The organism is Hydrococcus rivularis NIES-593 (assembly GCF_001904635.1).
GTDB lineage: Bacteria > Cyanobacteriota > Cyanobacteriia > Cyanobacteriales > Microcystaceae > Hydrococcus > Hydrococcus rivularis.
Map to the genome: position 1 here is coordinate 107,117 of NZ_MRCB01000008.1, position 13,546 is coordinate 120,662.

Below are 13,546 nucleotides of genomic sequence, written 5' to 3' on the forward strand. Positions count from 1 at the left end.
CTCAAAAGAGCAGAAAAATAAAATTTCTATCTATTTTCATTAAATCACAAAAAAAGTAGATGCTGCTACAAATTTTAAAAAATAGTGTAATTCATTACTTTTTATTTTTTAGTTTTATGATATGAAAAACCCGCAAAAATCGGAAAGAAAAAGTTTGACCTCCGCGATCGAGAAGAGCATCTGCGAGCCCCTAAACTAGATATAGAGTTCCTAACGGTTGGTTTCTCTTTTCGCCTCATTTTAATAATGCTTGTCGCCGGACTTCTAGCCGTACTTTCTGCCTCAGCCGCCGCTGGTATGAGAATTGCTCTTCCTCTTTTGATTCTTGGCTTATTGCGCAGCGACGAATTGTGGTCGAATGTTCCTGTGCTGTCTAACTTCGATCCCAAAGTTGTCTTGACCGTTCTCACCAGTTGGTCGTTATTTGAGTTGTTCGGCTCCAAAAGCTTACTAGGACAGCGCACTTTGCAGGCGATCGAATTAGTCTTTAGCCCGTTTGTGGGTGCTTTGATGGGTATGACCGTCGTCAATATTACCCGTTTGGAGATTCTACCTATTTGGTTGATTGGGTTAGTGGGGGGACTCTTGGCACTGGTTCTCAAGCTAGTTCAGATAGGATGGTTTTTTCGCTTGCGAGGTCTTCCTATCTGGATGGTTTGTCTAGAAGATGTTCTTTGTATTTGTCTCGTTTTTTTTGCCTTGAAAGCTCCCGAACAGGGAGGTTTGATTGCCATTTTCCTGCTATGGCTAGCAGTTCGCAGCTCCCAAGAATGGCGACGCTGGTATTTAGGGAAAAAAAACCTTCGTATCGATCGCTAGAGAAGTCAACTACATCTATCATCGATCTAATCTCTAATCATACTGCTCATAGTGCGATCGCGTCCCCAACAAAAAAGCCTGCACCGATAGCAGGCTTCTCAAGTTTTCTAGAGATTGCTTGCGGGTTTTCAAACCGCAGCAGCAACCTTCTCGACAGGACGAACTTGATTCAACAAGTTCTGTAACTCTTCTCCTTCAATGACCTCAGTTTCCAGAATTTTTTGCGCGATTTGTTCGAGTAAATCCCGATTCTGTCTTAGGATTGCTAACGCTTGTTGATGACCCTGTTCGACAATTTCCTTGACTTCTTTGTCAATGGCTTTTGCCGTATCGTCGCTCACCATGCGGCGCGGATTCATCATACCATCGCCGAGGAAATTATTCTGTTGACCCTTTTCGTAAGCCAACGGACCTAAAATCTTACTCATGCCGTAGGTCGTCACCATTCTTTCGGCTAAATCCGTAGCACGCTGTAAGTCATTTGCCGCCCCAGTGGTGATGCTACCAAAGACGATTTCTTCGGCGGCGCGTCCTCCCAAAAGGGTGGCAATCTGATCGCGCAATTCGGATTCAGACAAGAGGAAACGATCTTCGGTCGGCATTTGTAAGGTATAACCTAAAGCCGCCATACCGCGAGGAACGATAGAAATTTTTGCCACTTTGCCGCCACCGGGCATCACAGCACCGACTAAAGCGTGACCGACTTCATGATAGGCGACGATGGTCTTTTCTTTATCGGACAGAACGCGGCTTTTCTTCTCCAGTCCGGCGACGACGCGCTCGATCGCTTCTCGAAAATCAGCTTGAGAAACGGTTTCTCGTCGTTCGCGGGCAGCCAACAGGGCGGCTTCGTTGACTAGGTTAGCTAAATCTGCGCCAGCAAAGCCAGGAGTTCGCGTTGCGATCTCCTTTAAATCGACATCTTTGTCTAATTTGACTTTCTGAGCGTATATTTCTAGAATCTTCAAGCGACCGGATAAATCGGGGCGATCGACCAAAACTTGTCGGTCAAAACGTCCCGGACGCAATAGCGCTGGATCGAGGGTTTCCGGGCGGTTAGTCGCTGCTAGCACGATTACGGTAGCATCTGATGCCGAGAACCCATCCATCTCTGTCAATAACTGGTTGAGAGTTTGTTCGCGTTCGTCATTGCCGCCAACAAATCCACCGCTAGCGCGAGACTTGCCAATGGCATCTAATTCATCGATGAAAATTATACAAGGGGCTTGTTTCTTGGCTTGTTCGAATAAGTCGCGCACTCGTGCAGCACCCGCGCCGACAAAAAGTTCTACAAACTCAGAACCAGATATGCTGAAGAAAGGTACCCCTGCTTCTCCAGCAACGGCTTTAGCAAGCAAAGTTTTACCCGTTCCCGGCGGTCCGACAAGCAAAACGCCTTTGGGAATTCTCGCCCCAATTTGGAGATAGCGCTGGGGTTGCTTGAGAAATTCGACAATCTCTTCTAACTCTGCCTTAGCTTCTTCTACGCCAGCGACATCATCAAAAGTAACTTTCGTGGCATCTTCCTCAACATAAACTTTAGCCTTACTCTTGGTAAACGAGAGAGCGCCTGATGGACTTCCACCGCTGCGACTGAGGAAAAATTGCCAGATCCCAACAAAAATGAGAGGAGGAATCACCCAGCTAAGGATACTGCTTAACCAACCATTTTTAGAAGGCGGTGCCGCCGCAAACTCTACTCCTTTGCTTTCTAATCGCTTCGGCAATTCGAGATCGAAGATAGGAGTAGTTTTGAGAACTTGTCCGAGTTGGTCATCTTCTCCTTTGAGTTGATAGCGAATTTCGTCTTGACCGACGTAAACCCTGGCGACATCCCCATCATCGACTTGATGGATGAATAGACTATAAGGCACTGATGGAATGGCAGGCCCAAATAACTGAGGCAAAAATAAATTTGCCAAAAAGAACAGTCCCGCCAGCAGAAGGAGTATGTTTCCTATCTGGCGAGGACGAGATGGCGGTTTGTCTTTAATACCCATTGCTATGAAGTGTTCTTATAGATCGAAGAGCTTTTCTCTAATAATTGTAAGATTTCTTCATGGAACTTGGTTGGGGCGATCGCGGCACATAACCGTAATATTGGGTTCGGTTATCTCAACTTTTTAAAAACCAAATATAAATTATTTGGTTATATGGAGATATTTCCCTTGGCTTAACACGATCTTTGATACTTTTGAGAGCGGCACTTAATAAAACGCAAGACAATAAGACAATTATTAATGATTTGACTGCAATTATTAACATATCGAAAAGGCAAAAAACCTTATTTTTATCCTACAAAACGCGATATTATTTATCTTGTTATAAGTTTTAGAACGCTACAGAAATTGTAGAGGAGAATTTAAGTCAAAAGAAACTCAAAAAAGATGAAAGGTTCAATCTTTGCGCAAACAAGCAGGGGGATATTATGGTAGCCATCAATCAAACTTTACAAGATATTAATCTACATACTCTAGAACAAGAAGCAATACATATTCGCGGTCAAATTCAACCTCATGGCGTTGTTTTCGTTCTAGAAGAACCCGAACTCAAGATCGTACAAGCTAGTAATAATACTTATCATATCTTCGGAATCAATCCCGAAAATATACTGGGGAAAACACTTGAGGAGATCTTCGATCCTTTTCAAATAGAAAGAATCAAACAGGGAGTAACTGATGATAATCTAGACTTCATCAACCCCAGTAAGCTTTGGGCAAGAGTAAAAGAGGATGACTATGTTGTTTTTGATGGCATTTTTCATCGCAATATAGATGGATTCTTAATTTTGGAATTAGAACCAGCTATCTCACAAGAAAATATCCCATTTCTGAGTTTTTATCACCTGGCGAAAGCTTCTATTAATCAGCTTGAAGAAACTGCAAATCTTCGCGATTTTTGTCAAATCATCGTCAAAGAAGTACGAAAATTGACGGGATTTGACAGGGTAATGCTCTATAAATTTGATGAGGAAAACCATGGAGATGTTATCGCAGAAGATAAGCTAGAAAGTCTGGAATCTTATTTAGGACTGCACTATCCCGAATCAGATATTCCCGCACCAGCGAGAAGATTATTTAGTTCTAACTACATCCGCTTAATTCCAGATGCTAAGGCTAAGCCTGTTAACCTCTTTCCCATTAATAATCCAATTAGCCAACAGCCGTTAGATCTAACGCTTTCAATTTAACGAAGAAGACCTCAATTATCTCGTTCAATGGCTGCAAAGCAATGTCAATGAAGAAGTTTTCTATACTGAGTCTTTGCCTCGACTGTATTCAGATGCAGAAAAATTTAAAGACGTTGCTAGCGGTTTGTTAGCCATTCCAATTTCTAAGCGAAACTACGTTTTGTGGTTCCGTCCAGAAGTCATTCAAACGGTTAATTGGGGAGGCGACCCTAATAAAGCTTATGAAACAAGTCAGCTTGAGGGAAATTTACGCCTATCTCCTCGTAAATCTTTTGAATTGTGGAAAGAAACGGTTCGCCTGAAATCTCTACCTTGGAAACAAGTCGAAATTAAAGCGGCGCTAGAGTTGAGAAAGGCAATTGTTAATATCGTGTTGCGTCAAGCAGATGAATTGGCGCAATTGGCGCAAGATTTAGAACGTTCCAATGCAGAACTGAAGAAGTTTGCCTATGTCGCTTCCCACGACTTGCAAGAACCGCTCAATCAAGTGGCGAACTACGTACAATTATTAGAGATGCGCTATCGGGAAAAACTCGACGAAGATGCTCAAGAGTTCATCGGCTATACTGTCGAGGGAGTCAGCCTCATGCAAACGCTGATCGATGACGTATTGGCGTACTCGAAAGTAGATATGCAAGGTGCTGAGTTCGCCTTCACCGATGCAGAAGCGGCTTTAGAAAAAGCGATCGCGAATTTGCGGGGACGCATCGCCGAAAGCAATGCAAAGATTACGCGAGATCGCTTGCCAACTATCATGGCAGATGGCACTCAGTTAATGCAACTGTTCCAAAACTTGATCGCCAATGCCATCAAATTCCGCAGCGAAAAACTGCCAGAAATTCATATCGGTGCCGAACGAATCGAGGACGCTTGGTTATTTTCCGTTAAAGATAACGGCATTGGCATCGATCCCAAGTTTGCCGATCGCATTTTTGTCATTTTCCAACGCCTGCATACGCGGGAAGATTATCCTGGTACGGGAATGGGATTGGCGATTTGTAAAAAGATTGTCGAGTGTCATCGAGGTCGGATCTGGGTCGAGTCAGAATTGGGTCAAGGCGCAACATTTTATTTTACTATTCCAGTAGGAGGACGGGATGGCGATCGCACAAGGACACGGAAAGCCCAGAACTATCTTTTTAGTCGAGGACAATAAAGCCGACATTCGCCTAATCGAGGAGGCGTTTAAAAGCAATCCAATCCCGCATCAAATGGTGACAGTTAGAAATGGGGCAGATGCCATGGCATATTTGCGCCGAGAGGGAGAGTATGTCAACGCACCGCGTCCCGACCTCATCTTGCTCGATCTCAATTTGCCAAGAAAGGATGGTCGAGAAGTTCTAGCAGAAATCAAAGCCGATCCCCATCTGAGACGCATTCCCGTAGTCGTCTTGACTACCTCAAGAAACGAGGACGATGTTTTTCAAAGCTACGACTCGAATGTCAATTGTTACATCTCTAAATCTCGCAATCTAGCCGAACTTTTCAAAATTGTCCAAGGAATTGAAGAGTTTTGGCTAGAAACCGTCATCTTGCCGTCTGAATGAAGACCTGCTCGCCAATTGATTGCGGGCTAACAGAAAATTAATTACAACAGCAGTTGTTGAGAATGGTGCAAGATCTGGGTTAAATAGTTTCAGGATTTTTTTCGGATAGCCAAGAAAAGAGGCATTAACAATTAACAATTCGCAATTTTGAATTATTAATTGCGAATTGTCAATTGCGATCGCTAAGGATCTACCCAACGACCATCGGCTTTAATGAGATTAATTAATTCCTCCACGCCATTGTCTTGAGGAACTCGTTTGATCTCTTCCCGTCCGCGATAGAGAGCAATATATCCGGCTTGTTTGCCTACATAGCCGTAGTCTGCATCTGCCATTTCTCCGGGTCCGTTAACGATACACCCCATGACGGCAATATCCAATCCCGTGAGGTGTTTAGTTGCTTCTCGCACTTGATGCAAGACTTCTTCTAGATTAAATAAAGTGCGACCGCAGGACGGACAAGCCACATATTCCACCATGGTTTTCCGCAGTCCCAACGCTTGCAGAATACTATAGCAAACCGGAATTTCTTTCTCTGGTGCTTCTGTGAGAGAGACGCGAATGGTATCTCCAATTCCCTCAGCTAGTAGCGTAGCAATGCCAGCAGTTGACTTAATCCGACCATATTCGCCGTCTCCTGCTTCGGTTACGCCTAGATGGAGGGGATAGTCCATGCCTAACTCGTCCATGCGCTTGACCATCAAGCGGTAGGCAGCTAACATGACGGGAACGCGAGAAGCTTTTAGAGAAATAACGAGGTTCTTGAAATCGAGGGATTCGCAAATTCTAATGAATTCTATGGCAGACTCTACCATTCCTTCTGGGGTGTCGCCGTAAGTAAATAGCATCCTCTCGGCTAGAGAACCGTGATTTACCCCGATTCGCATTGCTTTTCCTTGTTCGCGCAAAGAAATCACTAGAGGCTCCAGGGTTTCTCGAATTTTTTCGCCAATTTCATCAAATTCTGCTTGCGTATATTTAGTGCGATTGGCTTTTGGCTTTTCAAAGACATACAACCCCGGATTAATCCGCACTTTATCGACGTGTTTGGCAACTTCGAGGGCGATTTTCATGCCGTTATGGTGAACGTCGGCTACGAGAGGCACTGGCTTGTAGGTTTTGGCGAGTTTGTCTTTGATTTCTGCCATTGCCTTAGCATGAGCCATACTGGGCACGGTAACGCGGACAATCTCGCAGCCAATTTCATGTAAGCGGCGAATGGCAGCCACCGAACCATCTATGTCTAAGGTATCTTCGTTAATCATAGACTGCACCACGACCGGATAGCCACCGCCAATGGTGACATCTCCGACTTTGACAGGACGGGTTTTGCGTCGGTGGATTACTGTGTCAAATTCGGGAGCAGAATTCGTAGTAGCTTGTATAGAACTGTCCAGCGTTTGCATAACCTTTTGATAAACTTTGGAGCGCAATTATCCAGAATTACTTTTTATCTTAACCGTCGAGGAGACCCCTATTTCAAGAAAGCGATCGCGATCGGCAATGCCAATAGACTTAAAACTTATTATGAGAAAACCCGATCGATAAAATAAGAATTCGTGAATTTAACATAAGCACATAATGAGCGATGCTTGTTATTAATACCAAGAGGAATCAACTGCTAGAAGCAATAGCAAAAAAATTGCCAAAATAGCGTTCATTGAGCCAATTATTAAAGCTGGATCTATAGACTGACTATATGCCCAACTTTTTCAGAAATCGCTCCATATCAAAATATTCTGCCATCAATTTCTGAATATATTCAACTTTAATTGGTTCCTGAAGGCGCGCGCGGCCAAAAGCGCGATCGATAATTTCTATCGTTGTTAACGTATCGAGATCGATGGCCAAAACAGGGATTTCCAAGTCTTCGGCGCGACTGAGAATGAGGGGTTGGGGCGGTGCGTTACCCGTGAGAATCAGACAACTGGTTGAGGTTTCTAAAGCCGCTAGTTGCAAGTCGGTGCGATCGCTGCCCGTGACAACTGCTTGATTTTTTCCTTGGCGAAAATATTTTAAGGCAGCATTGACGTTCATTGCCCCAATAGTTAAACTTTCTACCATAAAGTCCAACCGATCCGGACGGCACAAGACTTGAGCTTTTAATTGACGCGCAATTTCTCTAACGCTGACGCTGCGCAACAAACTGCTACTGGGCAACGTTCCAAAAACGGCAATTCCTCGTTTCTCTAGAAAAGGTTTGACGAAATTTTGTACTTCTTCTAACCGATCGCTGGAGATATCATTGATTAAAACTCCTAAGAGGCGATCGCCGAGGTCTTTTTTCGCTTCTAAAAGATTATCTGTAACGAGAGGAGAAGTGTAGCGAGATATTAATAACACGGAAGCATCGGCATTATGAGCCATTTGCTCGACAGACAGACCAAAGATACTCCCTTCTAAAAGCGTTCCCCCTCCCTCCAAAAAAACTAAATCTCCTTCAAGCTGTTGGATGTAGTGTTTTAACAACTGAGGATAATCTATGGCATCTTCGCCTTGCAGGCGTTGTTCGATCGTTTTTTCATCGAGGGATAACAACGGCGAACGCACTTGCTTTTCAGATAGCTTCAGCAGATTGGCGATCGCCTGTATGTCTCCTTCTTCGTTGTCGGCGGCTAAATCGCTCAAACGGGTTTCTATGGGTTTTCCATAAGCGATCGATAACCCCTTTTCTTGTAACTGACGGGCAATTGCCAAGATAATTCCCGTTTTGCCGCTACAAGCTTCGATCGACCCAACCAAAAGATATTTGGCAGATTTTGCCACCTCTTTACTCCTTAGCCATGGATAGATCCACTATACTTCAGCTACATCAAAACGTAGTAGTTTTCGGTAAAAGGCTTGGGGAAAATCTGCCGCACCCCCTTCTTTAAAAAGTGTGATGGCATCCATTAGAAAATTGACAAATTCCGAATTGGAGATAGTTATCTCATAGCTTAATTCTGCCTGTCCCTCAAATTGCAATCGACAGCGAGTCAATTCAGCTGGAAGTTTGGAAACGAACCAGGTAGCAACAAAAGGAATCCCTTCACCTCCTTCAATGTGGCGCCGTCCTTCTAGATAGCCTTTGGAATATAAGGTCAACGCATAGGGCAGGATGGCATGTTTATCTTTGGGATAGTAGGGCATGTAGAGGATAACCTCGGCTTTGCCAGCAGGCTCTAATTTATCGATAGTAGTAGACATAACTGACTAGATATTGAGATATTGACGCGGAAATTGCATTTCTCTAGTCTAAGAGTACCCCGCCAGAGAAGATAACTATCAGATAAGCTGCTTGAGCCGCTTGAGATTGCCGGAACGACCGATAATTGTTGCCGAGTTTTCGTCAATTTTGACCAAGATTTTGCCAACAAACATCGTTTTTAGGGCGGATTTTTCATAGACAACGAAATCGTCAAGCTGGGTTTGTCGATCGAAACCCATTTGGGCGAGGGCTGTGTCTAACTGCTTCCTAAAGGCTTTTGGGTTTTGGAAAGTGGTCGAAATGGTCGCGCTACGATTGAAGTAGGCTCCGAGTATTCCGGCTACTAATCCGCATAATGTGCCCAACTGATAGGGAAATCTCGATTCCAAACTCATTCCCATTCCCTGTGATGCGAGTAGAAGCACGATTAGGGTCGTAGTGGCGAAATAATAAAGAAATGTGACGATAAAGTTAGGACCTTGTGGCATATACTGTCCATTCCATGATGCTCGACGATAACGGACAAAGAAAACTCAGCGGCAATCCTCTTAGCATCGCCCCGATGATGGAGCGAACCGATCGCCATTTTCGCTATTTTATGCGCCAGATTACTCGCCGTACTCTACTCTATACCGAGATGATAACCACGGCAGCAATTTTGAGAGGCGATCGCGATAAACTCTTGGGTTTTTCTCCCGAAGAAAAGCCCCTGTCCCTGCAACTCGGCGGCGACAACCCGATAGAATTAGCCGAATGCGCTCGGATTGCCGAAGATAGGGGTTACGATGAAATTAACCTCAATGTTGGCTGTCCTAGCTCTAGGGTTAAGGAAGGCAATTTTGGAGCGTGTTTGATGGCACAGCCGGAGAAGGTAGCGCGGGCAGTTGAAGCCATGCAAAAAGCTGTCGATTTGCCCGTTACTGTCAAGCATCGCATTGGCATTGACGATCGCGATCGCTACGAAGATATGGCTAACTTCGTCCGCATCGTTTCGGAGGCGGGTTGCCGTCGCTTTACCGTACACGCCCGCAAAGCATGGCTGCAAGGCTTGAGTCCTAAGGAAAACCGCACCGTGCCCCCGCTGCGCTACGGGGACGTCCATCGTCTCAAGCAAGAGTTTCCCCATCTGTTTATCGAGATCAATGGCGGAATTACCACCCTAGCCGAAGTTCGAGAGCAGCTTAAATCGGTAGATGCCGTCATGATCGGGCGTGCTGCTTACGATAACCCTTTCCTATTCGCTATGGTCGATCGCGATATTTATGGCGAGAAGGTGACTCCTCCCACCCGTCGCGAAGTCGTTGAATCTATGCTTCCCTACATTGATTATTGGCTCAAAAAAAGCTGGAAGCTCCACGCCATCAGCCGACACATGCTCGAACTCTTTGCCGGACAAGCGGGTTCTAAAGCATGGAAGCGATACATTAGCGAAAATGCCCATCTCCCCGGCGCCGATTCTCAAGTGCTGCGGGAAGCTTTAGCAAAAGTTCTCAATTCAAGATAATTTTGGATTGGTCATTTGTCTTTTGTCCTTCGATTTTGGATGAAAGGATTTTGGATTGGAGATTAGTTAGTGGTTATAGCACTATGCATTATGGTTAGGACATTTTTATAATGGGAGCGAAGTCATCAAGAGAACGGGCGATCGCGCTCTCTATTGTCGAAAGCAGATCGGATTCTATATAAGGTCTGGTAAAGTAGGCAGTCGCGCCCAATCCCAGGGCAATCTTACGATGTTGCCTGCCGCCGCGATTGGCTAACATCACAATGGGCAACTTTGCCCATTCTTCGCGATGGCGACAGTAGCTTAAGAACTCAAAGCCATTCAGGTGCGGCATTTCGATATCGCAAATCACCAACCGAATTTTTTGACGATCCATTTGCAGTTGTTCGATCGCGTCGAGACCGTTTTTCGCTTGCACGATCCGATAGCCTGCTTTTTGCAGAAGCGAGGCGGTTTTTTGGCGCTGGCTAATCGAATCGTCAACAACCAAAATAGCAGAGTGCGAGGGCGACAGACCTATTTGTCGAACCGGAGTTTTTGGCGCGAGCAATGGCATGTCTCTTAGAGGTAGGGCTGGTTGTAGATTGGCTTTGAATCCGTATGAGGGAGGAGCGTCGCTAACCTGCCTTGCCGAGGTTTGAGCTTGCCCGACGAGGAGGCTACCGTCGATCGCGAGGGCTAGGCGATCGCGATCGAGAACGCTGCAACCATAAACGTAATTCGGAGGGGAGATCGCGCTGCCGAGGGGTTTGATAGTCGTTTTTTGCTCGCCAAAAACGCGATCGACTTCTAAACCGATAAGTTTTTCCCCGTAGCGGAGTACGAGTAGATAGCTGTGAAGATCGCTTGCTGGCTTTTGGTCTTCAATTGCCGACGAGCGGTTCGCTTTCTGGGCAATGGGCGATCCGTAGGCAACTAGCTCCGACAGTTTATGCACGGGCACGAGGATGGGGTCTTCCGCCAAACGGTAGCTAAGAAATTTTCTTCCTTGGGAGCGCACGAACTGGCGCTCGTCGGGCAGCAGGATTTTTTCTACCGTATCCGAGAGCAGGGTGTAGAGCATTTTTCCGGCTTGCACGACCGTTAACTTAACAATGGTTAGCGTCATGGGGAATCGCAGGGAGAAGGTCGTTCCCCGATAGGGTTCCGACCGCACCGTACAAGTCCCATTGAGAGCTTCTACTTCTGCTTTGACGGTCTCTAAACCGATGCCGCGTCCTGACAGTTGGCTAATTGTCGAGGAGGTAGAAAATCCCGGCTCGAACAGCAGCTCTGACAGTTGCTGGGTCGATAATTGGCTGGCAACTTCGGGTTCAAACAGATTGAGGGCGACGACGCGATCGCGAATGCGATCGAAGTCCAATCCCTGACCGTCATCTTTAACTTCGATAACGGTTTGCCATCCCTGTTGATAGGCGCGAATTTCGATCTGACCGACTTCTGATTTTCCGTGTTGGCGGCGCACTTCAGCCGGTTCGATACCGTGGTCAAAAGCATTGCGAATCAGGTGCAGCAAAGGCGCGTAGAGTTTCTCGGCGATGGCTTTATCTACTAAAATATTGATTCCGCTCAGTTGCAACCGCACGGGTTTGAGGTGAACGTTCTCCAGTTGTCGGACTGTCTGGCGAAAGCGATCGAGCACCTCTGCCAGGGGAACCATGCGGGTTTCGATCAGGCCGTCTTGCAGGTCGGACACCAAACGTTGCTGTTTTTGCGATGCTTGCTGAGAGCTGTTGGCGATTTGCTCTAGCGATTCCATGGCGGCTTGCAGGTGACCCGTTTCTACTAGCGCTCTGCGAGCAAGAGATTCCAGCTCGCTATAGGAGTCTCTTTGTTGGTAAGCAAGGCGAGAGGGAGCGAGCGAAGCTTCTGTCTGTTTTCGTTGGCTGGCGATTTTTTCAACCCAATCGCGCAGGCGCTCGATTGTCTGTTGATGATGTTTCTGGGATTCGATTAAGTTTTGCAGGGTGTGCTGGAGCCGATCGCGATCCGACGATTGGCGATTATTATAAACTTGGATTTCTCCCAAGGCGCGATCGATGCGCTTCAAGCCTTCTAGTTTGACTCGCACGCTCTGGGGTACGGTGGGTTCTGGCAGGGGTTCTGGAGTGGCGATCGCGTTGCTTTGAGCCAATTCCTCTGTCCGTTCGGCTTCGGAGGCAGGCTGGACGTTCGCACTCTCGTTCCAGAGTTGTTCGAGCCAGGGAGCTGATTCGGCTTGTTCCGAGGAATCGCCCAGGCTCTCGGTTAGCTCGGTTAAACTGTCCCAATTTAGCTGCTCGTCGGCATCTGAGGCTGGCAAGCTCTTGTCGGACTCGAATTCGGCAAGGGCGAGTTCCAATTCCTCCCAAATATCTTCCGATGGCGAGGCTTGAGACCGATCGGTCTCTTGAGGTGGCGCTTCTGCCATTTTTAACAATTCTGGAGATGGTTCGCCGCCCCGTTCGCGATCGCCTGCTAGGACTTGCTCCTGTCCCTGGAGCAAATTATCTAAGGCCACCTTAGCAATCGTCGCGGCTTCTTGAGGACGAACTTCCACGGCTCTCAAGGCGGTTTTCGCAATTAGAGCAAATCCTGGCAAATTCAGCGAGTCTGCCAAGCCTACCAGTAGCTCTAGCTCAGAGCGCAAATTAGCCGCTATCTCGTCCGTTTCCTTGGCTTTGAGCAGGATTTTCCCCAGGGCTTCCAAGCGCTTCTGGACTCCCACTTCAAAAATGGCTCGAACGAGATCGAACTCTCCTTTCTCTGGAGGCGTGGCAAACGAGTTTTGCTGCCCGTAATACTTGCCCAATCTTGCCCGCAGTTGCGCGAATAGGTCGTTGGCTTCCTGCAAAACCTCGCGTTCGTCGATCGCGGCTTCGGTCAGTTTTGCCGTTACCAAATGGCGCAGGCGATCGAAACCAGCCAGCAACATCGAGAACAATTCTATGTCAACGATCAGGTCGGGATGGTAGAAGCTCTCGACGATATCCTCGAAGGCATGGGCGAGGGCAACTATTGTCTCCAGTCCAACCGTAGAAGCGGCTCCTTTGAGCGTATGCATAGCTCGCATGACGCTATGGACGTTGCGATTCCTTGGCTCGGCGCACAGGGTCAGGAGATTTTGCTCGATTGTTCCCAACAGCTCCGGGGCTTCTTCGAGGAACTGTCTGTAGGCGCTATCGCGGATTTCCGAGTCAGCAGTCATATCAATTCGCAATTCACAATTGACAATTCGCAATTCGCAATTTTTGCTAGCGGTTGGCGATTGGGGATTGAGAAACCTCCTATTCACCAGTCGCCATTTACTCCTCACAAGT

Annotated in this window: 9 protein-coding genes and 1 pseudogene; 4 read left to right on the forward strand and 6 right to left on the reverse strand. The window is 46.7% G+C overall.

Annotated elements, in window-relative coordinates; all coding sequences use genetic code 11:
• The first annotated feature begins 246 nt into the window (after positions 1-246).
• A complete protein-coding gene (locus NIES593_RS09120; protein ID WP_073599277.1) occupies positions 247-819 on the forward strand; it encodes a DUF4126 domain-containing protein in 573 nt (190 codons plus the stop codon).
• A gap of 128 nt (positions 820-947) precedes the next feature.
• Here NIES593_RS09120 and ftsH4 read toward each other — a convergent pair whose 3' ends face one another.
• The gene (gene ftsH4, locus NIES593_RS09125) at positions 948-2,819 is read right to left on the reverse strand and encodes an ATP-dependent zinc metalloprotease FtsH4 (RefSeq protein ID WP_073599278.1); all 1,872 of its coding nucleotides are present in this window, start codon (positions 2,817-2,819) and stop codon (positions 948-950) included.
• A 428-nt stretch (positions 2,820-3,247) separates the two neighbouring features.
• Here ftsH4 and NIES593_RS25470 point away from each other — a divergent pair.
• Positions 3,248-5,165, forward strand: a pseudogene (locus NIES593_RS25470) (ATP-binding protein).
• On the forward strand, positions 5,107-5,556 hold the full coding sequence (locus NIES593_RS09135; RefSeq protein WP_073599339.1) for a response regulator: 450 nt from the start codon (positions 5,107-5,109) through the stop codon (positions 5,554-5,556). Before NIES593_RS25470 ends, NIES593_RS09135 begins: the two are co-directional and overlap by 59 nt.
• A 182-nt stretch (positions 5,557-5,738) precedes the next feature.
• Here the strand turns inward: NIES593_RS09135 and ispG are convergent, their stop codons facing one another.
• The 4 genes from ispG to NIES593_RS09155 form a co-directional block, all read right to left on the reverse strand.
• Positions 5,739-6,962: a (E)-4-hydroxy-3-methylbut-2-enyl-diphosphate synthase gene (gene ispG / locus NIES593_RS09140; RefSeq protein ID WP_073599279.1), complete on the reverse strand. Its 1,224-nt coding sequence runs from the start codon at positions 6,960-6,962 to the stop codon at positions 5,739-5,741.
• A 289-nt stretch (positions 6,963-7,251) separates the two neighbouring features.
• Entirely contained in the window at positions 7,252-8,322 is a 1,071-nt protein-coding gene (locus NIES593_RS09145) for a phosphotransacetylase family protein (protein ID WP_073599280.1), read from the reverse strand.
• Positions 8,323-8,352: 30 nt separating this feature from the next.
• The gene (gene ebsA, locus NIES593_RS09150) at positions 8,353-8,742 is read right to left on the reverse strand and encodes a type IV pilus biogenesis protein EbsA (protein ID WP_073599281.1); all 390 of its coding nucleotides are present in this window, start codon (positions 8,740-8,742) and stop codon (positions 8,353-8,355) included.
• A gap of 78 nt (positions 8,743-8,820) precedes the next feature.
• Entirely contained in the window at positions 8,821-9,231 is a 411-nt protein-coding gene (locus tag NIES593_RS09155; RefSeq protein WP_073599282.1) for a hypothetical protein, read from the reverse strand.
• 14 nt (positions 9,232-9,245) lie between these two features.
• On the opposite strand from NIES593_RS09155, the gene dusA reads away from it, so the two are divergent.
• Positions 9,246-10,247 carry a tRNA dihydrouridine(20/20a) synthase DusA gene (gene dusA, locus NIES593_RS09160; protein WP_073599283.1) on the forward strand — a complete coding sequence of 334 codons (1,002 nt, stop codon included), beginning with the start codon at positions 9,246-9,248 and terminating at the stop codon, positions 10,245-10,247.
• A gap of 94 nt (positions 10,248-10,341) precedes the next feature.
• On the opposite strand, the gene NIES593_RS09165 is transcribed toward dusA, so the two are convergent.
• Complete coding sequence (locus tag NIES593_RS09165) at positions 10,342-13,434, reverse strand: hybrid sensor histidine kinase/response regulator (protein ID WP_073599340.1); 3,093 nt, start codon at positions 13,432-13,434, stop codon at positions 10,342-10,344.
• Positions 13,435-13,546: the final 112 nt, after the last annotated feature.